General features: G+C 34.1%; 15 protein-coding genes and 1 tRNA gene. 11 read left to right on the top strand and 5 right to left on the bottom strand.

Features of this window, described 5'->3' with window-relative positions:
* Window positions 1-139: 139 nt before the first annotated feature.
* Window positions 140-4,156, bottom strand: a complete 4,017-nt coding sequence (locus EQG68_RS03255; RefSeq protein ID WP_129463353.1) for a hybrid sensor histidine kinase/response regulator transcription factor — start codon at window positions 4,154-4,156, stop codon at window positions 140-142.
* Between the two features lie 105 nt (window positions 4,157-4,261).
* Here EQG68_RS03255 and EQG68_RS03250 point away from each other — a divergent pair, with 105 nt between their 5' ends.
* Window positions 4,262-5,494: a metallophosphoesterase gene (locus tag EQG68_RS03250; protein WP_129463352.1), complete on the top strand. Its 1,233-nt coding sequence runs from the start codon at window positions 4,262-4,264 to the stop codon at window positions 5,492-5,494.
* A 71-nt stretch (window positions 5,495-5,565) separates the two neighbouring features.
* Window positions 5,566-5,862, top strand: coding sequence for a thioredoxin family protein (locus EQG68_RS03245; RefSeq protein ID WP_129463351.1), 297 nt, complete (start codon window positions 5,566-5,568; stop codon window positions 5,860-5,862).
* On the opposite strand, the gene EQG68_RS03240 is transcribed toward EQG68_RS03245, so the two are convergent.
* Window positions 5,859-6,503 carry a polysaccharide deacetylase family protein gene (locus EQG68_RS03240; protein WP_129463350.1) on the bottom strand — a complete coding sequence of 215 codons (645 nt, stop codon included), beginning with the start codon at window positions 6,501-6,503 and terminating at the stop codon, window positions 5,859-5,861. The two genes, EQG68_RS03245 and EQG68_RS03240, sit on opposite strands and share 4 nt — an antisense overlap.
* A 38-nt stretch (window positions 6,504-6,541) precedes the next feature.
* Window positions 6,542-9,739 (bottom strand): DUF2723 domain-containing protein, encoded by a 3,198-nt coding sequence (locus tag EQG68_RS03235; RefSeq protein WP_129463349.1) that lies wholly within the window; start codon window positions 9,737-9,739, stop codon window positions 6,542-6,544.
* Between the two features lie 228 nt (window positions 9,740-9,967).
* On the opposite strand from EQG68_RS03235, the gene EQG68_RS03230 reads away from it, so the two are divergent.
* Window positions 9,968-10,038: transfer RNA gene (locus EQG68_RS03230), tRNA-Gln, on the top strand.
* A gap of 101 nt (window positions 10,039-10,139) precedes the next feature.
* Here EQG68_RS03230 and EQG68_RS03225 read toward each other — a convergent pair.
* A complete protein-coding gene (locus EQG68_RS03225) occupies window positions 10,140-10,964 on the bottom strand; it encodes a universal stress protein (RefSeq protein WP_129463348.1) in 825 nt (274 codons plus the stop codon).
* Between the two features lie 176 nt (window positions 10,965-11,140).
* On the opposite strand from EQG68_RS03225, the gene rimP reads away from it, so the two are divergent.
* The 3 genes from rimP to infB are packed head-to-tail and all read left to right on the top strand — an operon-like array spanning window position 11,141 to window position 15,705.
* A complete protein-coding gene (rimP, locus tag EQG68_RS03220) occupies window positions 11,141-11,605 on the top strand; it encodes a ribosome assembly cofactor RimP (RefSeq protein WP_129463559.1) in 465 nt (154 codons plus the stop codon).
* Between the two features lie 21 nt (window positions 11,606-11,626).
* On the top strand, window positions 11,627-12,871 hold the full coding sequence (nusA, locus tag EQG68_RS03215) for a transcription termination factor NusA (protein WP_129463347.1): 1,245 nt from the start codon (window positions 11,627-11,629) through the stop codon (window positions 12,869-12,871).
* A gap of 35 nt (window positions 12,872-12,906) precedes the next feature.
* Entirely contained in the window at window positions 12,907-15,705 is a 2,799-nt protein-coding gene (infB, locus tag EQG68_RS03210; RefSeq protein WP_129463346.1) for a translation initiation factor IF-2, read from the top strand.
* Between the two features lie 53 nt (window positions 15,706-15,758).
* On the opposite strand, the gene EQG68_RS03205 is transcribed toward infB, so the two are convergent.
* Window positions 15,759-16,148 (bottom strand): SPOR domain-containing protein, encoded by a 390-nt coding sequence (locus tag EQG68_RS03205; protein WP_129463345.1) that lies wholly within the window; start codon window positions 16,146-16,148, stop codon window positions 15,759-15,761.
* A 218-nt stretch (window positions 16,149-16,366) separates the two neighbouring features.
* Between EQG68_RS03205 and EQG68_RS03200 the strand changes: the two genes are divergently transcribed.
* From EQG68_RS03200 to EQG68_RS03180, 5 genes are read left to right on the top strand one after another with little or no spacing between them, the layout of a single operon-like run.
* The gene (locus EQG68_RS03200) at window positions 16,367-17,698 is read left to right on the top strand and encodes a c-type cytochrome (RefSeq protein ID WP_129463344.1); all 1,332 of its coding nucleotides are present in this window, start codon (window positions 16,367-16,369) and stop codon (window positions 17,696-17,698) included.
* A gap of 28 nt (window positions 17,699-17,726) precedes the next feature.
* A complete protein-coding gene (locus EQG68_RS03195) occupies window positions 17,727-20,792 on the top strand; it encodes a TAT-variant-translocated molybdopterin oxidoreductase (protein ID WP_129463343.1) in 3,066 nt (1,021 codons plus the stop codon).
* Window positions 20,793-20,828: 36 nt separating this feature from the next.
* On the top strand, window positions 20,829-22,232 hold the full coding sequence (nrfD, locus tag EQG68_RS03190; protein WP_129463342.1) for an NrfD/PsrC family molybdoenzyme membrane anchor subunit: 1,404 nt from the start codon (window positions 20,829-20,831) through the stop codon (window positions 22,230-22,232).
* Window positions 22,233-22,253: 21 nt separating this feature from the next.
* Window positions 22,254-22,778: a DUF3341 domain-containing protein gene (locus EQG68_RS03185; protein ID WP_129463341.1), complete on the top strand. Its 525-nt coding sequence runs from the start codon at window positions 22,254-22,256 to the stop codon at window positions 22,776-22,778.
* 9 nt (window positions 22,779-22,787) lie between these two features.
* Window positions 22,788-23,351: a c-type cytochrome gene (locus EQG68_RS03180; RefSeq protein WP_129463340.1), complete on the top strand. Its 564-nt coding sequence runs from the start codon at window positions 22,788-22,790 to the stop codon at window positions 23,349-23,351.
* The last annotated feature ends 17 nt before the right edge of the window (window positions 23,352-23,368 follow it).

Below are 23,368 nucleotides of genomic sequence, written 5' to 3'. Positions count from 1 at the left end.
TTCACCAAAATTAGGAGTAGTATGATTTTCTATTTAGGAGTATTTATTCAAAGGTGTGTACTATTCAATTATAATAGAATATTGTATGTAGTATTATTGCATTTTCATGCAAAAAATAATGTAAACAGCCTATTTTCAGTTAATTACGAATGTCGCTGGGAGAAATATCAAATTCTTCTTTAAAGGCTTTGCTAAACCAACTCGGATCGTTAAAACCGGTTGCATACGCAATTTCAGAAATGCTTAAAGTAGTAGTTTTAAGTAATTGTTTTGCTTTTAATAATCGAATTTTTCGAATAAAAATAGCTGTAGAAGTATTTGTGAGAGCCTTAAGTTTTCTATAAAGTTGCGATTCACTTAAATTTAAAGTACGAGCCAAATAAAATGCATTGAAATTTGGATCTTCCATGTTATTTTGAATTGTTTCAATGACATTATTGATAAATTCATCATTTTTGTTGTCTGCTGAATTGTGAATGGTGAAGGATAAATTTGTATCTAAATTATATTTCTTTTGAAGCGTTTTTCGCAATTCAATCAATTGAGCAACCCGAATCAATAATTCTTTTTTATTGAATGGTTTAGTTAAATAAGCATCTGCACCAATCGATAATCCTGAAATTTTATCTTCTTGAGATGCTTTTGCAGTTAACAAAATGATTGGAATATGATTGGTTTTAATATCTTGTTTTAAAGTTTCGCAAAGCTCAAATCCGTTTTTGATTGGCATCATAATATCGCTAATGATGATATCCGGTGTGTGCTCCATTGCCATATCAATTCCCTCTTGACCATTTTCTGCATTCAATAATTGGTATTCATTTTCTAGGCATAAATTAATGTATGCTTTTACATCCGGATTATCTTCCACAATTAGTGCAATTGATGCTTCTGGGTTGAGGTTTGTTTTTGGTAAAACAATTTTTTGATTCTTTTTTTGAGAAGCTACGTCAAAATTAGTTTTAACAATTTTTGCTTCATTTGTGATAGGTAATTTTATTGTAAAAACGGTCCCTTTATGGAGATTGCTTTCAACCAAAATAGTTCCCTTCATTAATTCTACTAATTCTTTGGTTAATGCCAAACCAATTCCCGTTCCTTCATTTTGTGAATGTTCTACTTGAAAAAAACGATCAAAAATAAAAGGTAAATTTTCTTCAGAAATTCCTTTTCCGGAATCTTTTACTTTTAAAACCAGCAGATTTTTTTGAACATCTCTACTCACATGAACCACGATTTTATCTTTGCTTTCGCAAAATTTTATCGCATTAGAAATCAGATTTGTTAGAATTTGACCTATTTTATTCACATCATAATCCATCATAATTTCTTCTTCTTCATTATAGAAAACTATAGAAACGTCCTTTTCTTGCCCAAAAGAAATAAAGCTTTCCGTTAAATAACGCAAATTCCAAACAATGTCATCTTGAATTAAATTGAGTTCTAATTTGCCTTTTTCCAACTTTGCTAAATCCAACATTTGGTTTACAAGATTGAGTAAATTATTGCCATTTCTTTCAATCATTTCAAGTGATTGAGTGGTTTCCAAGTCGTTTTTTTTGAGTTTCTCTTTTACTACCTGAGCCATTCCTAAAATCACCGTAATTGGAGTTCTAAATTCGTGCGTAATGTTGGTGTATAATTTATTTCTAACCGCATTAAGTTCTCTTAATCGATTGGCTTCTTGGAATTGTAATTTTCGTTGAATTTGGATTTTATAAAACAAAAACAATAATCCCATAGCAATTAAGCCATAAATAATATAAGCCAAATTACTTTTATACCAAGGTGGTAAAATGCGTAACTGAATTTCTAAAGGAGATTTTTCCCAAAGTTTATTCCTGGTTTTTCCTTGAACTAATAACGTGTAATTGCCTTTTGAAAGATCTAATAACTGAATTTCTTTGGTGTCGTTCAACTCGTTCCAAGTATCATTTTTTGGTAAAAGTTTATAAACAAATTGATTGTTTTTGGTTTCTCTAAAATCCAATTCTGAAAAACTAATATAGCAAGGAAATTGGTTGTGTTTAAGCGTAATAATAGATGCTTTTGTAATGTTTTGAGAAATTATATCGGGAAAAACGGAAGGACTAATTTCTTCTCCTTTTATTTTTAAAGAGGTAAAGATTAATTTTCCTTCAATATCCAATTGATTTACGTCGTTTGGATTAAAAAAGTTGAAACCATTTATTCCACCAAAATAGAGTGTGTTAGTTTTAGAATCTTTAAACTTAGGACCTAAATTAAACTCAGAACTTTGAATACCATCTTTTGTGTTGTAATTTGTAAACAATTCTGTCTTTTTATTAAATTTAAACAAGCCTTGATTGGTTGATAGCCAGAGATTATTAGCGTTGTCTTCCAAAATATCATACACGAAAGTATTGGTCAAGCCTTCTTTTTTGCCAAATCGTTTAAATGAATTGTTTTTGTGAATATATTGATGAAGTCCGTCTTGTGTAGCCACCCAAAGTGTTTGGTTTTTATCTATAAAAGTTGATAAAATAGCATTGCTGTTGAGACTGTTTTTGTTTGATTCATCTCTAAAAAAGTTAGTAAATACAGGCTGATTGTAATCGTTATTTGTAAATTCGAGTTTGTTCAAACCATTTTCTGTGGCAACCCAGTAGGTGTTGTTGTTGTCTTGCGTAATGTTAAAAACAAAATCTGAACTCAATGAATTGGCATTATCTTGATGCATGTAGTGTTGAAAAGTGATTTCATTTTTTTCTAAATTTCCAGTGAATCTATTTAAACCACCGCCGTAAGTGCAAACCCATACAACATTATTATGGTCTATAAATGTACTTCTAGTATTGTTAAAACTCAATGATTTAGGGTTTTTATCATCATGAAAAATCGACTTAATAATGGGTTGTTTCGGATTAAAATTTGTCAAATTAAGAACAGAAACTCCTTTGGTGGTGGTTAACCAAAGGTTGTTTTTTTTGTCTTTATTAATTCCTCTAATTACATTATTAGCCAATTTTTGATTGGTATTTTCTTTTGAAATTAAGAAGATGTTTCCATTTTTATCAATGCAGTTTAAGCCGGCTCGCGTTCCCACAAAAGTGTAGTTTTCATCTTTAAAAATTGAATAAACATGGTCGTTGTTCAACGGTTTTTCACTCAATGTGTTTATCGTTTTAAAAACTTTTTTCTGAAGCGATTTCACATCCAATTTATTTGTTCCTATAAAAAGTTTGTCCGAATCAATTAAGGTAGTATATACTCGAGTAGAAGTAATAGTGTTTGGTTTGTTTCTGTCGCCTTTATAAATTGTGCAAGAGGTAAAATTTGCTTTGCTTTCATCAAAATTATTTAATTTAAATAGGCCATTATCTGTTGAGATATAATAGGTTTGGTTTATTTTTGAAATCTGATTTACAGCAAATTTTTCATTTTTGTTGATGTCAAATTGTTCAATAGCGCAATGATGTAGTGTTTTGTTTTGAATATTATAAAAATAGACACCTTCAGAAGTACTTAACCATATTTTTGAATCATCAATAAAAATATCATTTATAGCATTGAGTTTTTTGTTGAGAATAATTTCATTAAAATGTAGAGGTTTTGATGATGTATTTGCTACAAACAACCTTCCTTGTTTTGTGCCAACATAAAGCATTTGGCTTTTAGATATTCCTAACGAGGTAGCTTTGATGTTTTTAGATTTAAAAAAAGTAATATCAATTTCTTTTACTTCTTTTCCTTTTACATCAAAAACCGATACGCCAAAGTCTAGATAGGAAGCATATACAGTACCATTTTTATCCAAAACCAAATCATTACAGTTTGCTTTTTTGTTACCAACACTAGTAAAATTGTTTAATTCAGGATTGTAATAACAAACACCTTTGGTAGCCGTTCCAATCCAAATCGATTTGTTTTGATGTTCAATTAATTTATTGATGTAATTGTCGATAATACTCTTGGAATCATTTGGATTGTTGGTATAAATTGTGAAAGAATTTCCATCAAATCGATTCAAACCGTCTTGTGTGCCAATCCATATAAAGCCATCTGAATCTTTTAATAAGGAAAGCACAGTTTCTTGAGAAAGACCTTCTTCCAAGCCATAATGATAGAATTCATTTTCTTGCGAAAACAAATTTGATATCACCATCAAAAGCAATAATAGAAGTGTTTTTTTCAAAAGCGATTGTTTTTATTCAATTTAAAAATGTTAAATATTACCTTAAGTAAAGTCAAATATTAAAATTAGCCATTACTTTTGATAAAAATATGAAAAAATATAATAATGTATCGATTATTGTTCTTCATCCTTTTTGTTTTACTCATAGAAGTATATGCTTTTCAAGCTTTTAGAACCTTGTCTAAAATTAAATGGGTTCAATATTCGTATGTGCTTTTGAGCGTACTTATTTTAGCGTATATCATCTATTCTTTCACTCAATTTGATCGTAGCGTTGGGCAAACTCCTAAAACACTTTTCACTCTCGGATTGGTTCTGATTGTTTATATTCCTAAAATAATCTTAACATTAATTATGTTTGGCGAGGATTTTTACAGAATAATTTCCGGCACAATTTCCTATTTTTTAGGTAATACTAACCAAAGTTCTTTTCTTCCTGAACGAAGAAAATTTGTGAGTCAAATTGCTCTTGGTGTGGCAGCTGTACCTTTTTTATCGCTTTTGTATGGAATGACTAAAGGGAAATATAACTTCAAGGTCATCAAACAAACTTTGTTTTTTCCTGATTTACCGGATGGTTTTGACGGGACAACAATTACACACATTTCAGACATTCATTCAGGCAGTTTTGATGATCCTGAAAAAATTCAATATGCGGTTGATTTAATCAATGAGCAAAATTCCGATATGGTTTTGTTTACCGGCGATATCGTGAACACACACGCCACCGAAATGCATCCTTGGGTTGATACATTCAAGAAAATTCATAATCCAAAGTTTGGAAAATATTCTGTTTTAGGAAATCACGATTATGGCGAATATATCAATTGGCCAACACAAAAAGAAAAAGCAGATAATTTTGAAGCTATTAAGGACTTACATCGTCAAATTGAGTTTAAATTATTAATGAATGAAAATGTAAAATTGAAAAACGGAACCGATGAAATTGCAGTAGTTGGAGTTGAAAATTGGGGAAAAAGTTTCAAAAAAGCGGGTGATTTGTCAAAAGCTTCAACTGGTTTAAATCAAAATGATTTCAAGATTTTAATGAGTCACGATCCAAGCCATTGGGAATATGAAGTAAAAAATCACGAGCAAAATTTCCATTTGACATTATCAGGTCACACGCACGGTTTGCAGTTTGGAATAGAAATTCCCGGTTTTATCAAATGGAGTCCGGTGCAATATGTTTATAAACAATGGGCAGGATTATATGAAAATGTGGGACGTTACATCTATGTAAACAGAGGTTTTGGCTTTCACGCTTACCCCGGAAGAGTAGGAATTTGGCCTGAAATTACCGTAATCGAATTAAAAAAAGGCGAAAAAGTAGCGTAATTCGTAAAATATGCTACATTTGTATTGAATATGTTAAAAAATAGGTTTAAATTTAAATAAAATTTGTCCTTATGTCAAAGTTTGGTGAACTTATTAATGCTCAAGTTCCGGTGCTAATTGATTTTTACACGGAGTGGAACGAGTCATCCGTTGCGATGCATCCCGTAATTCGAGATGTAGCAGCCGCTTTGGGTGATAAAGCGAAAGTAATTAAGATAGACGTAGATAAAAATCAGGAATTGGCCGATGCTCTTCGTATTAAAGGTCTTCCTACCTTAATGATTTACAAGGAAGGTCAGATGGTTTGGAGACAGTCCGGCGAGTTAGATGCCAATACTATTATTGGATTGGTTAAAGAACAAGTCTAACGAATTATTTCACATTGAAATCCGTTTTCGGATAAAAATTGAAGCGTTTTTGGAAGTACATACTCCAAATTCGGAAACGCTTTTATACTATCGTGAAAAACGATAATACTGCCTGATTCAACATTTTTCAATACATTTTGTAAACATTTTTCTCTCGAAATTTCTTTTTTGTAATCGGCACTCAAAACATCCCACATAATTATTTTATACCCTAGTTTTCGTAATCTTCTGGATTGTGAGGGTTTTATTTTTCCATAAGGGGGACGAAATAATTTTGATGAAAGATTGACGTTTGACGATTTTTGAATTGCTGCTTCACACAATTCCATTTCCTTGAAATATGTTTTGTTTGTAGTATTCCAGCCTTTCACATGGTTGAATGTATGGTTTCCAATGGCGTGACCTTCTTCTATTAGTTTGTTGAATACTTCGGGATGTTTTTCAATATTGTTACCAATACAAAAAAAGGTTGCCTTACAATTATATTTTTTCAGTTGAACTAAAACCCAATCTGTTATTTCAGGAATCGGACCGTCATCGAAAGTTAGAAACACTTTTTTCTCATGGTTGGGAATACTCCATACATAATTTGAAAAAATGCTTTTGATGATTGAGTTTGTTTTTATCCAAAGTAGATCCATATGTGAAACAAAAAGAGCCAAATTAATGGCTCTGTTATTTATTCATTCTCGCGTCTGTATCGTTCAAATCGCTTGTTGTAACCGTTGAATATTTTTCTGTTTTTTTCAAAAAAGGCACTGTCTCCTTTTCTTTTTATTACCTGAATTAATGAGCGATAACGTTCTATGTTTTTAACAATTTCAAACATATTATCATTTTGTTCAGAAGCCTTAAGACTTACAAAATAATTTAGATTATCATTATATTTCTCAGCTAACTTTGCAGTTAATTCTTGAGCTTTTTTAGTTTCACCCACATCATAATAACCTTCAATAAAAGGTTCTAACAAAGTATAAAAACCGTATTTTTCTAATGGTAATTTGGTCATTGCTAAATCGATAACTTTTTTGGCTTTTTCAGTTTTTCCTTCGGAAATTAGTTGTTGCATCAAACGAGATAAATTTAAGCGATAAGTAATGCTGTTTCTTCGGGTTTCTATGTCATGATAAATAGCACCATCACTGTTGCCCCAATCCCATTTCATTACAATATCATACATTTTATCACTATCTATCATACCCATTTCCATTTGACCGTTTTCAGGATTATAAGGCGTTTTAATTGGGACCAATTTATATACCAAGCCATCCAATTGAAGGTATTGTTTCATCCATAAGAAATCTTCATCTGAATCACTACCGCCGGTAAAATAGATTGGTCTCTTCCAATTGTTGTTTTGAATGATGTCAAACATCATAATTCGAGCTTTGTAAATCGCTTTATCCTTTATATCAATATCCATATAAGGGACAATAGAATCATAGAATTTTTCTGAAACCACTTTGTTTTTAATGACAGCATTTTTGTCTACCGTATATCTAATTTTGTTGGTAGGGAAAAAATGTACACTTTGACCGCTTTGCATTTCAAGTTTAGTGTTAGGGTCATCACTTTTTATGAAGTTAATAAAATCCTTCAACTCCCAACGGTTCTGCGTAATTTCGTTATAGAGACAATAATCTAATTTATCTCCAACATATAAATTTCTATCAAAAGAAATCGGCAATGGTTCAGAAGTATAAGCTTTTGCTTTCATCTGATCAATATGCCAATCCGTCATAAACAATTGGGTATTAACCACCCTTACATCTCTACGAATTCCTTCGATTTCTTGAGCATACCATAAAGGGAAAGTATCATTATCACCAATTGTGAACAAGATTGCATTGGGTTCGCAAGACTCTAAGTAGCCTTTTGCATTAGCTAATGCCGTATATTTTCCTGATCGATCGTGGTCATCCCAGTTTTCAGAGGCTAATAACACAGGAGCAGCTAAAAGCGAAGCAATAAAAACAACAGGTAATACGATTTTGGGTTGTGCCCATTTTCGAAGCGTGTCAAAAATTGCATACACACCAATCCCTATCCAAATGGCAAAAACATAAAAGGAGCCTACTAAAGCATAATCTCTTTCTCGAGGTTCAAATGGTCTTTCGTTGAGGTAGATTTTTAAAGCGATTCCTGTAAACAAGAATAAGGCAAGCAGCACATAAAAACTCTTTAAATCTTTTTTAGAATGATAAAGTAAACCAATAATTCCTAAAATAAAAGGTAAAAAGTAATAGACATTTCTTCCTTTATTCGTAAGTACATCTTGTGGAAGGTTTTCTTGTGAGCCTAAAAAGATTTCGTCAATAAAATCAATCCCACTGAGCCAATTTCCTTCGTTGTCATATTTTCCCTGAACGTCGCTTTGCCTTCCTACAAAATTCCACAGCAAATAGCGAACATACATATACCCAAATTGGTATTCAAACATAAATTTAAAATTGTCTGAAGTTTTTGGTTTTTCTACTATAAGATAATTTCCATATCCTTTTAAGAAAGAAATATAGTCCTCAGTGTCTAATCTGCCTGAATTGAAGGCTTGCCTGAATTGCGATACAATATTGACTAATTCTTCTTCATGAGCATATTCCGGATCAATTTTAAAATCCACAATGTTGGTAAATTCCATATAGTTTTGAGCACTTTCACCATTCCACATTCGTGGTAAAAAAGTTTTGTGTGCATTATGGCTATTTTGAGTCGCATTAATATAATTATTGGTAATTATATATTTCCCTGTTTTATAATCACGCTCATAGTTGGGAGCTTTGTCTAGATAAGGTTCGTCCGGGTCCAATCCGGCAAACATATCGGTAAATTGAGGCCCGTAAAATAAAGGATTTTGAGGGTATTGCTCACGATTGTAATAAGCCAATACCTCACGGGCATCAGAAGGACGATTTTCATTAATAACTACATTGGCATTAGCACGTATTGGCAACATCATCCAAGTTGAAAACCCAATAAGAACAAAAAGAATACACAATAAAATGGTGTTATATTGCGGAAGGTTCTTTGTTCGTGTAAATTTCAATCCAAAATAGAAAAAAGCGATTAAAAACAACGTCATGAAAATGGTGCCTGAGTTAAATGGTAACCCAAATGTGTTGACCATAAAAACTTCTGTTTTCCCAAAAAGCGACATGGTTAATGGTAATAGCATTTTGAAAATAAATAATAAAATGGCAACTACAACTATGTTGGCTATGATGAAGTTTTTTACAGTGATGGTTTTATAATTTTTAAAAAAGTACAACAATCCTATCGAAGGAATTGTTAATAAGGCCATAAAGTGAACACCAAAAGAGAGTCCAACAACCAAACAAATTAAAAGTAGCCATTTGTTTCCGCGTGGAGTGTGCATGTCAGTTTCCCATCGCAAACCAAGCCAAAATAATAAAGCAATTAACAACGTTGCCATAGCATACACTTCAGCTTCCACCGCATTATACCAAAAACTATCTGTAAAAGTAAAGGCTAATGCACCTATCAATGAAGCCCCTAAAATAGCTACTTCATCCATTTTTGTTATTTCTTTGAATCCAGCAACAATCTTTCTCAATAAAAGAGTGGATGACCAAAACATAAATAAGATTGTAAAAGCACTGGAGAATACCGACATCATATTCACCATCAACGCCACTTTTGTATCATCCGGGGCAAACATAGCAAAAAACGCTCCCATCATTTGAAATAGCGGTGCTCCGGGTGGGTGACCAACTTGTAATTTGGCTGAGGTGGAGATATATTCGCCACAATCCCAAAAACTTAAGGTGGGTTCTACGGTTAATGAAAATGTAAGTAGGGCAATGGCAAAAGCGAACCAGCCTAAAATGGTATTCCACTTATTAAAGTTGAGTGTAGTCATTAGTGCTATTTATTGTTTATGCTAGAATCTAGCTACAAAGAAACTATTTTTTTGTGTAAAAGGGTATAGGTTAACAAAATTTTCTCACTATTAACTGTTTAATTAGTAAATTAAAATCACTGTTTTTAAACTTGTTAGTATTTTCAGAAAAATATTTCAGATAAAAATCTTTTAATTATTTGCTTTAAATAAAAAATGTTATAAATTTGCACCGCAATCAAGCGATTTTGGTCCATGGTGTAATGGTAACACTACGGTTTTTGGTGCCGTCTTTCTAGGTTCGAGTCCTAGTGGACCAACAGATAAACCCACTTTTACGAGTGGGTTTTTTGTTTTTTGTATAAAAAAATCCCGTTTGAATTTTTTACAAACGGGATTTTTAACTAAAAATAATTATTGATTAAATCTTAAATGTTAAAACCGGTTTTACGGCATGATTTACTAAGTCTTCGCTGATGCTGCCGTTGAAAAAGTGCGAAAGGCCTTTACGTCCGTGTGTACACATTCCGATTAAATCGGCATCAATACTATTAGCAAAATTCAAGATTCCTTTTTCAACATTGGCATCATTAAAGATGTGTGTTGAATACTTATTAACTTGAAATTGTGCAACAAACTTATCCATAATTTCTTGTGCCACTAATGTTGATTTGAAGCTATTAGGTGTATTAATCATAACTAAATTTAATTCTGCATTAAATTTATTTGCGACTTCAACTACTTTTGCAAAAGGTTTTTTTACTTCGTCAGCAAAGTCAGAAGCAAAAACAAATTTATTGATATTGAAATCGGGTATTTCTTTCTTGATGATCAACACCGGAACTTCGGAATGACGAACTACTTTTTCTGCATTAGAACCAATGAACATATCCTTAAATCCGCTGGCACCATGAGATCCCATTACAATTAAATCCACTTCATTTTTTTTGCTTAAACTCATGATTCCATCAAAAGCCAATTCAAACTGAATGATTTCAGAAACTTTTAAACCATCTAAATATGGTGCGTCCATTAAACTTTCCAGTTTGTTTATGGCAGCATTTTTAAAAAACATTAGTTCAGGAATGGCGTGTCCGCTACTAACGGCATCACCCGATTGATGTGGCAATTCTAACATGTGAAGTAAAATAATTTCACCATCATGTTTTTTTGCAATTTGAGCCGCTACTTTAAGGGCATATTCTGCGTGTTGAGAAAAATCGGTTGGAATTAAAATTTTTTTCATAAAAAAGTCGTGTAAAATAGATTGGTTTTTTAGGTTGTTTGAAAAGATAAAGGTACAAATATTTTTATGATTTTACAATGAATTTTCAATTATAAAAAAAATCACTATATTTGCACCGTTATTTGATTAAAAAGTAAATAATGAGGCACGCATTGCGTGCCTCTTTTTATAAAAATATGACATTTAAAGATAAAGTTATTGCCTTATTAAATCAAGGTTTGTCTGAAAAGCCATCGGTTTTTTTGATAGATTTAACCATTACCGAAAGTATGAAAATTATTGTAACTTTGGATGGTGATCAAGGTGTTACGCTTCAAGATTGTATTGATATAAGTAGAGCTATTGAAAATAATTTGGATCGCGAAGAGCAAGATTTTTCACTTGAAGTGGCATCTGCAGGAGTTTCAACTCCTCTCAAATTAGTAAGACAATACAAAAAAAACATTGGAAGAGTACTAAAGGTTAAAACAATAACAGAAACTATTGAAGCCGTTTTATCCGAGGCAAACGAAGAATTTGTAACTTTGACTTGGACAGCAAGAGAACCAAAAAAAATAGGTAAAGGAAAGGAAACGGTAGAAAAAAAATTAACTCTTCCTTATTCAGAAATAAAAGAAGCAATTGTGACCATAACATTTTAAAAAATATTAAGTAGATTTAGCATGGAAAATATAGCGTTAATTGAATCATTTTCAGAGTTTAAAGACGATAAATTAATCGATCGTGTGACCCTCATGGCCATTTTAGAAGATGTTTTTAGAAATGCCTTGAAGAAGAAATATGGTTCAGATGACAATTTCGATATCATTATCAACCCTGATAAAGGAGATATGGAAATTTGGCGAAATCGTGTGGTAGTGGCTGATGGAGAAGTGGAAGACGAAAATTCTGAAATTTCATTATCCGAAGCCAGAAAAATTGAACCTGATTTTGAAGTAGGTGAAGATGTATCCGAAGAAGTGAAATTAATCGATTTAGGAAGAAGAGCTATATTAGCCCTTCGTCAAAACTTGATTTCTAAAATACACGAACATGACAGTACAAATCTTTACAAACAATTTAAAGATTTAATAGGTGAAATTTATACAGCTGAAGTACACCACGTTCGTCCAAGAGTTGTAATTTTGGTGGATGATGACGGAAACGAAATCGTTTTGCCAAAAGAAAAGCAAATTCCATCTGACTTTTTCCGTAAAGGCGATAATGTTCGTGGAATCATTGAAAATGTCGAATTGAAAGGGAATAAACCTCAAATTATTATGTCAAGAACTTCAGAAAAGTTTTTGGAGAAATTATTTGAACAAGAAATCCCTGAAATATTTGACGGATTAATCATGATTAAAAAAGTGGTGCGAATTCCGGGGGAAAAAGCAAAAGTAGCGGTTGATTCTTATGATGACAGAATTGATCCGGTTGGAGCTTGTGTCGGGATGAAAGGTTCCAGAATTCACGGAATCGTTCGTGAATTAGGTAATGAAAATATTGATGTTATCAATTATACAAACAATAATCAATTGTTTATTACAAGAGCATTAAGTCCGGCTAAAGTTTCATCAATAAAAATCGATGAAGATAAAAAAAGAGCTGAAGTGTTTTTGAAATTAGAAGAAGTTTCAAAAGCAATTGGACGTGGCGGTCACAATATCAAATTAGCAGGTTTATTAACCGGTTATGAATTAGATGTTATCCGTGAAGGAAACGTAGCTGAAGAAGAAGATGATGTTGAATTAACAGAATTCTCAGACGAAATCGACGGATGGGTAATCGACGAATTTGCAAAAATTGGTTTAGATACGGCGAGAAGCGTATTGAAACACTCAATAGAAGATTTAGTTAGAAGAACAGATTTAGAAGAAGAAACAGTTCAGGATGTGATGCGAATTTTAAAATCTGAATTTGAAGGTTAAACTTCACAAAAACGAACACACACTAAAAAAAATATATGTCTGAAGAAAAGAACATAAGAATTAATAAAGTTTTAAGGGAATTAAATATTTCTTTGGAGAGAGCTGTCGATTATTTAAAAGACAAAGGAGTTTCTATTGAAGCCAGTCCAAACACAAAAATCTCCGAAAGTGAATATTCAATTCTTTGTAATGAATTTGCCGGCGATAAAGGGAATAAAGAAGCTTCTAAAGAAGTGAGTGAAGAAAAAAGAAAAGAAAAAGAAGCTCTTCGTATAGAAAGAGAAAAAGAATTGGAGTTGCAGAAAAAGCAAGAAGAAGAGCTTTTGAAACAACAACAGGAAGTGATTAAGGCGAAAGCAAATGTTTCCGGACCAAAACAAGTAGGTAAAATTAATTTAGAGCCCAAAAAGCAACCTGTTCAGGAAACTGAAAAAGGAGCAGAAGTTAAGTCTGTACCGACAGAAGGACTTGTAAAATCAGACGAAACTGTTCAGGAAAAACCATTTGAGGAAGATAAACCAAAAGTTGCTTCTGAAAAAAATGAACCAAAACCGGTTGTCCAAAAAGAGGATGAAACCAAGAAACCGGCTATTACTCCAAATCCTGCCGCTCCGGGGGATGAAAAATTTGAAACGCAATATCAAAAGTTATCAGGAGCGACTATCACGGGACAAAAAATCGATTTGTCTCAGTTTGAAAAGCCAAAAAAGAAAAAGGAAGAACCAAAAATTCAACCTCGATCGGCTACACAAGCTGCGGGTTCTAATGATACAAATAAAAATAAAAGAAAAAGAATTCAAACTAAACCCGGAGCACCGGGAGGACAAAATTCCGGCAATATTCAAGGTGGTCCACCTCGTCCCGGTCAAGCAATTCGACCTGGATTCAATAAAGGTGCTCGCCCGGCAATAGTAGCCAAAGTGGAGCCAACAGAAGAAGAAGTTCAAAAGCAAATCCGCGAAACCTTAGAAAAACTTCAAGGAAAAGGAAATAAAAGTAAAGCGGCAAAATACCGAAGAGATAAAAGAGATTCGCACCGTCAACGTTCGGATGAAGAATTAAAAGCAATCGAGGAAGGAAGCAAAACCATCAAAGTAACAGAATTTGTTACCGTTGGTGAAATTGCTACAATGATGGATGTTCCAATTACTAAAGTTATCGGAACTTGTATGTCTTTGGGAATCATGGTAACCATGAATCAACGTTTGGATGCAGAAACCTTATCTATTGTAGCTGATGAATTTGGCTATGAAGTAGAATTCATTACCACTGATATAGAAGATGCTATTGAGGTAGTGGAAGATAAAGAAGAAGATTTGGTGCACAGAGCTCCAATCGTTACTGTAATGGGTCACGTTGACCATGGTAAAACTTCTTTGCTGGATTATATTCGTAAAGCAAATGTAATCGCCGGTGAATCTGGAGGTATTACACAGCATATCGGAGCATATGGTGTAACGTTAGAAAACGGTCAAAAAATAGCCTTCTTAGATACACCGGGTCACGAAGCGTTTACCGCCATGCGTGCTCGTGGTGCTCAGTTAACGGATATTGCAATTATTGTAATTGCCGCTGACGATGATATCATGCCTCAAACCAAAGAAGCTATCAGTCATGCTCAAGCAGCAGGCGTTCCTATGATTTTTGCCATTAATAAGGTAGACAAACCAAATGCTAATCCGGAAAAAATTAAAGAAAAATTAGCCGGAATGAATTTATTGGTGGAAGATTGGGGTGGAAAAATTCAATCGCATGATATTTCTGCTAAAATGGGAATTGGAGTAAAAGAATTACTTGAAAAAGTTTTATTGGAAGCCGAATTATTAGATCTAAAAGCAAATCCAAATAAACCAGCTGTAGGAACAGTAGTGGAAGCTTATTTGGATAAAGGAAAAGGATATATTTCAACGGTTTTGGTGCAAGCCGGAACAGTTAAAATTGGCGATTATGTGTTGGCAGGAAAAAATCATGGTAAAGTGAAAGCAATGCATGATGAACGTGGTAACAGCATTAAAGAAGCAGGTCCATCAACTCCAATTTCTATTTTAGGATTAGATGGTGCTCCAACTGCGGGTGATAAATTCAATGTGTTTGAAGACGAACGTGAGGCAAAACAAATTGCGGCAAAACGTTCACAATTGATGCGTGAGCAATCGGTTCGAACGCAAAAACACATTACCTTGGCAGAAATTGGAAGACGTATTGCTTTAGGCCAGTTTAAAGAGTTGAATATTATTTTGAAAGGTGACGTGGATGGTTCTGTAGAAGCTCTTTCAGATTCCTTCTCAAAATTATCAACAGAAGAAATTCAAATCAAAATTATTCATAAAGGAGTAGGTGCCATCACCGAATCCGATGTATTGTTAGCTTCCGCTTCCGATGCCATCATTATTGGATTTAATGTTCGTCCTGCCGGAAATGCTAAACAATTAGCTGATAAAGAAGAAATTGATATCAAAACCTACTCAATTATCTATGATGCAATTGATGATTTGAAAGATGCGATGGAAGGAATGTTGTCCCCTGAATTGAAAGAAGAAATTTCAGGTACAGCCGAAATCCGTGAAACATTCAAAATATCTAAAGTAGGAACCATTGCCGGTTGTATGGTTATTGATGGAAAAATAATCCGAAGTTCTAAAATTAGATTAATAAGAGAAGGTGTGGTAATTTACACCGGTGAACTTGTTGCTCTTAAACGTTTTAAAGATGATGTGAAAGAGGTTTCCAAAGGATATGATTGTGGTATGCAAATTAAAGGCTACAACGACATTGAGATAGGCGATTTAATCGAATCGTTCAGCCAAGTAGAAGTTAAGAAAAAACTGAAATAGTATGTATAAAAAAATCCCGATTATTCGGGATTTTTTGTTTTATGTATTGACGGTTATTTATTCGGTTTGATCAAAAAAGCATTCGGATATTTAGCTTTCAATTCTTTTAAATTTCTTTCCGCTTCAATTCTAGTTTTATAATTTCCAACCCAAACTTTATATACAGGAGTATGAAAAACGATAGTAGCATCAAAGTCCTTATTTTCTCTTTTAAATGCAATGAGCTCCTTTTTTGAATTTTCATTATTTCCAGTAAAAATTTGAATTTTCCATCGATCATTTACCGTCAACGATGCATTTACCTTCCTTTTTTCATTTAACAATTGTTCGAATTTTGCATCTTGTTCCACAGTCGTAGTTTGTGCGAAAACTTCATAATTTGTAAATAATAAAACAAGCAAAATCAGGGAGTAAAACATTTTTTTTTGTTCTTTTGATAACATAATGAATTGATTTTTATGCAAATGTAATGGATATGAAATAAAACAAAACAATAAATATTATTTAGAATAAATATAAATTACTATTTAAGGCTATTTTAAGGTTTTGAGAATAGTTCATAAGTCGTATTTTTGTCGGAGTTTAAAATAAAATGTACATTTTTATTTAGAACTACAGAAAAAATCATACCAAAATTTAGTCGACAAATTATATTCAATATATGAAAAAGGTGGGTAACCCTAATTCGATTTCAAGAGTTCTACTGTTCAGTTTAGCTTTCGTGCTAACTTTTTCTATTCAAATTTTTGCTCAAGAAGCCGCAGCTCCAGCTGCTGAACCTGCCGCTGCTGCTCCCGTTGCCGCTGCTGCCTCGGGTGATGCTGCCGCCGGAAAAGCATTGTTTAATGCTCAGTGTGCCGCCTGTCACAAGTTAGATGCAAAAATGACCGGTCCAGCTTTGCGTGGGGTAGGTGATAAATATGAAAAAGAATGGTTGTATAAATGGATTCGTAACAGTGCCGATTTAATTAAATCCGGAGACGAAAGAGCTAATAAGATCTTTAATGAATTCAATCAGTCACCTATGACGGCTTTTCCTCAATTGTCTAATGCAGATATTGATAATATCATTGCTTACACGATGGAGCCGATTCCTGCACCGGTAGTTGATGTTGCCGCTGTGCCTGGTGGAAAAGTTGAAGGAGGCGGGATTTCAAATGAGGTAATCCTTGGTGCTCTTGCTTTAGTATTGGCCATGTTAGTGGTTATGCTTTTCTTAGTTAATAATGTGTTATCGAAAATTGCAAAAGCCAATGGAATAGAAGCGATTCAAAAAGAAAAATCATTACCAATTTGGAAAGCCTTTGCTAAAAATCAATTTTTAGTATTAGTAACTGTTATATTCCTTTTACTTTCAAGTGCCTATTTTGCTTACGGATGGTTTATGCAGATTGGTGTAGATCAAAACTATGAGCCGATCCAACCAATACATTATTCCCACAGAATTCATGCCGGTGATAACGGTATTGATTGTAAATATTGTCACTCTTCAGCAAGAGAGAGTAAGCATTCCGGAATTCCTTCTTTAAATGTTTGTATGAACTGTCATAAAAATATTTCAGAGGTTGCTGAATCTACTTTGGCAGAAGGAAAAGAATATGGGGTTGATTACAACATAGAAATTCAAAAATTATATGATGCAGTGGGTTGGGATAAAGCCAATCAAAAATATACCGGGAAAACACAACCTGTAAAATGGGTGCGTATTCACAACTTGCCGGATTTAGTTTATTTTAATCACGCTCAACACGTTACCGTAGGCGGAATTGAATGTCAAACCTGTCATGGTCCGGTTGAAGAGTATGAGTATCAAAAACAATTCGCTCCGTTAACCATGGGATGGTGTATCAACTGTCACAGAGAAACCGATGTGAAATTACAAGATAATGATTACTACAAAAAGATTCACGAAGAACTTTCTAAAAAATATGGTGTAGACAAATTAACAGCTGCACAAATGGGAGGTTTAGAATGTGGAAAATGTCACTATTAATTAATTAAGAAGCTAATATATATACAGTATGTCATCAAACAAAAAATACTGGAAAAGTGTTGAAGAGCTAAACGATAAAAGTTCTATTGTTGAGACGTTAAGAAACAATGAGTTCGTGGAGCCAATTCCAACGGATGAGTTTTTGGGAGATAAAGACAGTTTGTCTAATTCTTCTACTTCAAGACGTGATTTCTTAAAATATGTGGGTTTTAGCACAGCTGCCGCTTCATTGGCCGCTTGTGAAGGACCGGTTATCAAATCAATTCCTTATGTGGTGCAACCGGAGCAAATTATTCCGGGGATTGCGGATTACTATGCCACAACCATGTTTGACGGTTTTGACTTTGCTAATATTTTAGTAAAAACTCGCGAAGGACGTCCGATTAAAATTGAAAACAATACCATTGAAGGGGCTACTTTTAGTGCCAATGCTCGTGTTCATGCTTCGGTTTTGTCGATGTATGACAACATGCGTTTGAAGCAACCTAAAATGAACCAAAAAGATACCTCTTGGTCAGAAGTTGATGCTAAAGTAAAAGCTAGTTTAGCTGATGCAAAAGCAACCGGCAGTCAAGTTGTTCTTTTAACCGGAACTTTAGCAAGTCCTTCTACTGATAAATTAATAGCTGAATTTATAACAAATAATCCATCAGCAAAACATGTGATTTATGATGCTGTTTCTTCTTCAGAAGCCTTAGATGCATTTGAAGCAGTTTATGGGGAAAGAGCCTTAGCAGAATATGATTTTTCAAAAGCATCAACTATAGTTTCCGTTGGAGCAGATTTCTTAGGTGATTGGCAAGGTGGCGGTTATGATAAAGGATATGCTCAAGGAAGAGTGCCAAAACAAGGAAAAATGTCAAAACATATTCAATTAGAAGCGAATATGACATTATCCGGAGCTGCGGCAGACAAAAGAATTCCGATGTCAACGGCAGAACAAAAATTAGCTTTAGTTAAAATTTTCAGTTTAGTTACTGGATCTCCTGTTTCAGTTGGAAAATTGGCAAACGATGCTGAAATCACAAAAATTGCAGAACAATTAAATCAATCGGGTTCCAAAGGAGTTTTAGTTTCCGGTATCGATGATAAAAATGCCCAAATGTTAGTTTTAGCGATTAATGCTAAATTGAACAGTGAAGCATTTAACCCAAATCAAACCCGTCAAATTAGAAAAGGTTCTAATCAAGCTGTAGCACAGTTGGTAGCGGATTTGAATGCCGGTAAAGTACACACACTGATTATGGGTGGTGTTAATCCGGTTTATACATTAGCAGATAGAAAAGCATTTGCAGATGGTTTGAAAAAAGCTAAACTTTCAGTAGCAATTTCTTTAAAAGAAGACGAAACGGCTTCTTTAACAACCATTGCTGCTCCTGCTCCACATTATTTGGAAAGTTGGGGCGATGTTGAAATTATCAAAGGGACTTACGGAGTTACACAACCAACCATTCGTCCGTTGTTTAATTCTCGACAATTACAAGATAATTTATTGGTTTGGAACGGAAGTGACAAGACCTATTATGATTACTTAAAAGAAACATGGTCAACTGGAATTTTATCAGGAAAAACTTGGAATCAAGCTATTCATGATGGAATTTTTGTGTCAGCAACTGCTTCCACAAATGTTGCAGGAAATGCAGATTATTCTTCGGCAGCTTCTGCTTTAGCACAAGCAAAATCAAGTCCATTTGAACTAAATTTATACACCAAAACCGGAATGGGAGACGGGCAGCAAGCCAATAACCCATGGTTACAAGAATTTCCGGACCCAATTACTAGAGTATCTTGGGACAACTATTTAACCATTTCCAAAGCGGATGCTGAGAAAATTGGTGCTCAAAATGAAATAGTAGCCAATGGAGGTCTTAATGGTAGTTATGTTACAGTAACGGTTGGAAATACAAAATTGGAAAAAGTTCCTGTAATCATTCAGCCTGGTCAAGCTAAAGGAACTGTAGGTTTAGCCTTTGGTTATGGTAAAAAAGCGGCCTTAAAAGATGCCATGCAAGTAGGTGTGAATGCCTATGCTTTGTACAAAGGTTTTAATGCAACTCAAACTGTTTCTATCACTTTAGAAGATGGTGAACATGAATTTGCATCAGTTCAATCTCAAAAAACATTAATGGGTCGTGGAGATATTATCAAAGAAACCACGTTAACCATTTTCAATACAGAAAAAGATGCTAAGAAGTGGAATCCACCACCAATGGTTTCTATTGATCACAAACCAATTGAAGCTACAAAAGTAGACTTATGGGATAGTTTTGACAGATCTGTTGGACATCATTTTAACTTATCAATCGATTTGAATTCATGTACAGGATGCGGGGCTTGTGTCATCGCTTGTCATGCTGAAAATAATGTACCGGTAGTCGGAAAATCAGAAGTAAGAAGAAGTAGAGATATGCATTGGTTGCGTATTGATAGATATTATTCTTCAGAAGATACCTTTGCTGAAGATGTTAAGAGAAAAGAAGAGTTCGACGGATTATTTGGAGAAAAAGGATCTTTAGGAGGTTTTGGCGAAATGGAAAGTCCAGCTGAAAATCCACAAGTGGTGTTCCAACCCGTAATGTGTCAACATTGTAACCATGCACCTTGTGAAACAGTTTGTCCGGTTGCTGCAACGTCACATAGTCGTCAAGGGCAAAACCATATGGCTTACAACAGATGTGTCGGAACGCGTTATTGTGCCAACAACTGTCCTTATAAAGTACGTCGTTTCAACTGGTTCTTATATAACAAAAACAATGAGTTCGATTTCCACATGAATGACGATTTAGGTCGCATGGTGTTGAATCCGGATGTCAATGTTCGTTCAAGAGGGGTAATGGAAAAATGCTCGATGTGTATCCAAATGACGCAAGCTACAATCTTAAAAGCGAAGAAAGAAGGTCGTCCGGTAAGCAAAGACGAATTCCAAACCGCTTGTTCAAATGCTTGTTCTACCGGAGCAATGGTGTTTGGCGACGTAAATGATAAAGAAAGTGAAGTGGCCAAATTAGTAGAGGATGATAGAATGTATCATTTATTGGAACATGTTGGAACAAAACCGAATGTATTCTACCACGTAAAAGTTAGAAATACATAATTAAAATTTAATTAATAAGAAATACTATAAAGGATTATGTCGTCTCACTACGAAGCACCCATTAGAAAACCTTTAGTTATAGGTGATAAATCTTATCACGATGTAACAGTAGATGTCGCTGCTCCTGTTGAAGGAAGAGCCAATAAACAATGGTGGATTGTATTTTCAATTGCATTAACTGCTTTTCTATGGGGAGTGGGTTGTATGATTTACACCATTTCTACCGGTATCGGAACATGGGGATTAAATAAAACTGTTGGTTGGGCTTGGGATATTACTAACTTCGTTTGGTGGGTTGGTATCGGTCACGCCGGAACATTGATTTCTGCGGTACTTTTATTATTCCGTCAAAAATGGAGAATGGCTATTAACCGTTCTGCCGAAGCGATGACCATCTTCTCTGTAATGCAAGCAGGGTTGTTCCCAATTATTCACATGGGTCGTCCATGGTTAGGATATTGGGTACTTCCAATTCCAAATCAATTTGGTTCGTTATGGGTGAACTTTAACTCGCCTTTGCTATGGGACGTTTTTGCAATTTCAACGTATCTTTCTGTATCGTTAGTATTCTGGTGGACTGGTTTACTTCCTGATTTTGCCATGTTAAGAGACAGAGCAATAACTCCTTTTACAAAAAGAATCTATTCCGTTTTATCCTTTGGGTGGAGTGGAAGAGCAAAAGATTGGCAACGTTTTGAAGAAGTATCTTTAGTGCTTGCCGGATTAGCAACTCCTCTTGTACTTTCTGTACACACCATTGTATCCTTTGACTTTGCTACATCGGTAATTCCAGGATGGCATACTACCATTTTCCCACCGTATTTCGTTGCAGGAGCAGTATTCTCTGGATTCGCCATGGTAAACACCTTGTTGATTATCATGCGTAAAGTATCCAAATTAGAAGCATATATTACCATTCAACATATCGAATTAATGAATATTGTAATCATGATTACAGGCTCTATTGTGGGTGTGGCCTACATTACTGAGTTGTTTGTAGCTTGGTATTCCGGAGTAGAATATGAACAATATGCTTTCTTGAATAGAGCTACAGGTCCTTATGCATGGGCATATTGGGCGATGATGACTTGTAACGTTTTTTCTCCACAGTTTATGTGGTTTAAAAAATTAAGAACCAGTATCATGTTCTCCTTTGTTATTTCAATTGTTGTAAATATCGGAATGTGGTTTGAACGTTTTGTAATTATTGTAACGTCATTACACAGAGATTATCTTCCATCCTCTTGGACGATGTTCTCTCCAACATTTGTTGATATTGGAATCTTTATTGGAACAATCGGTTTCTTCTTTGTATTGTTCTTATTATATGCACGTTCCTTCCCTGTTATTGCTCAAGCAGAAGTTAAAACTATCTTGAAATCTTCAGGGGATAATTATAAAAGAAAAAGAGAACAAGAAGGAGATCACCACAATCATTAAGATAATTAGTAGTAAGAAATTATGAGTACTAAAGTTATACAAGCACTATATAATGATGATGACATCCTGATGGATGCGGTTAAAGAAACGCGAAAAGCTCATCATCATATTGAAGAGGTTTATACTCCTTTTCCGGTACACGGTTTAGACAAAGCAATGGGACTTGCACCAACCAGAATAGCCATTGCTTCATTCCTTTATGGTTGTGTTGGACTTTCAATTGCAACTTGGATGATGAATTTTATCATGATTCAAGATTGGCCACAAGATATAGGTGGAAAACCAAGTTTTAGTTACATTGAAAATATGCCGGCATTTGTGCCAATCATGTTTGAGTTAACTGTTTTCTTTGCTGCTCACTTAATGGTGATTACTTTTTATATGAGAAGTAAATTATGGCCTTTCAAACAAGCAGAAAACCCTGATGTTAGAACAACGGATGACCACTTTTTAATGGAAGTAGCCGTCCATGATAACGAAGAAGAACTTTCTGATTTTTTAAAGAAAACCGGAGCAGTAGAAATTAAAGTTGTAGAAAAGCATTAAGATAGAAATATGAAAAGCTTAATTAAATTAGCCCTATTCTTTGGATTAACCGTATCGGTTACCTCTTGTTCTGATACCAAAAGTCCAAATTATCAATTTTTCCCGAACATGTATGAGTCTGTTGGTTATGAGACTTATGCTGAATCAGAAGCATTTAATGGTGATAATCAATTAAAAGGGCAAACCGCTCAGGAGCCACCTCAAGGAAGTATCAAAAGAGGCTTTGAAATTTATGAATATGAAAATTCAACAGCAGGATATGAATTAGCTAAAGCAAATTTAGTTTCCCCTATCGACTCAATTACCGAAAAAGAGGCTAAAAAAGGAAAAGAATTGTATGGGATATATTGTGCAATTTGCCATGGTGAACAAGGAAATGGGAAAGGTAAATTAGTAGAAAGAGAAAAATTCCTAGGAGTTCCAAGTTATGCGGATAGAGTAATCACTGAAGGAAGTGTTTATCATGTGATAACATATGGATTAAATTCTATGGGTTCACATGCTAATCAATTATCGCAACACGAACGTTGGTTAGTAACTGATTATGTTCTTCAGTTAAAAAGTAAATTATAATTATTGACAACTAGATT

The organism is Flavobacterium piscinae (assembly GCF_004122145.1).
GTDB lineage: Bacteria > Bacteroidota > Bacteroidia > Flavobacteriales > Flavobacteriaceae > Flavobacterium > Flavobacterium piscinae.
Note: the sequence above shows the minus strand (reverse complement) of the source record. Positions and strands in the feature narration are given on the sequence as shown.

What these genes read in the sequence shown, in the direction of transcription:
- infB (WP_129463346.1), top strand. Translation starts at nt 12,907, where the DNA reads ATGTCTGAAGAAAAGAACATAAGAATTAATAAAGTTTTAAGGGAATTA.
- rimP (WP_129463559.1), top strand. Translation starts at nt 11,141, where the DNA reads ATGACATTTAAAGATAAAGTTATTGCCTTATTAAATCAAGGTTTGTCT.
- EQG68_RS03180 (WP_129463340.1), top strand. Translation starts at nt 22,788, where the DNA reads ATGAAAAGCTTAATTAAATTAGCCCTATTCTTTGGATTAACCGTATCG.
- nusA (WP_129463347.1), top strand. Translation starts at nt 11,627, where the DNA reads ATGGAAAATATAGCGTTAATTGAATCATTTTCAGAGTTTAAAGACGAT.
- EQG68_RS03200 (WP_129463344.1), top strand. Translation starts at nt 16,367, where the DNA reads ATGAAAAAGGTGGGTAACCCTAATTCGATTTCAAGAGTTCTACTGTTC.
- EQG68_RS03225 (WP_129463348.1), bottom strand. Translation starts at nt 10,964, where the DNA reads ATGAAAAAAATTTTAATTCCAACCGATTTTTCTCAACACGCAGAATAT.
- EQG68_RS03205 (WP_129463345.1), bottom strand. Translation starts at nt 16,148, where the DNA reads ATGTTATCAAAAGAACAAAAAAAAATGTTTTACTCCCTGATTTTGCTT.
- EQG68_RS03195 (WP_129463343.1), top strand. Translation starts at nt 17,727, where the DNA reads ATGTCATCAAACAAAAAATACTGGAAAAGTGTTGAAGAGCTAAACGAT.
- EQG68_RS03185 (WP_129463341.1), top strand. Translation starts at nt 22,254, where the DNA reads ATGAGTACTAAAGTTATACAAGCACTATATAATGATGATGACATCCTG.
- nrfD (WP_129463342.1), top strand. Translation starts at nt 20,829, where the DNA reads ATGTCGTCTCACTACGAAGCACCCATTAGAAAACCTTTAGTTATAGGT.
- EQG68_RS03245 (WP_129463351.1), top strand. Translation starts at nt 5,566, where the DNA reads ATGTCAAAGTTTGGTGAACTTATTAATGCTCAAGTTCCGGTGCTAATT.
- EQG68_RS03240 (WP_129463350.1), bottom strand. Translation starts at nt 6,503, where the DNA reads ATGGATCTACTTTGGATAAAAACAAACTCAATCATCAAAAGCATTTTT.
- EQG68_RS03235 (WP_129463349.1), bottom strand. Translation starts at nt 9,739, where the DNA reads ATGACTACACTCAACTTTAATAAGTGGAATACCATTTTAGGCTGGTTC.
- EQG68_RS03250 (WP_129463352.1), top strand. Translation starts at nt 4,262, where the DNA reads ATGTATCGATTATTGTTCTTCATCCTTTTTGTTTTACTCATAGAAGTA.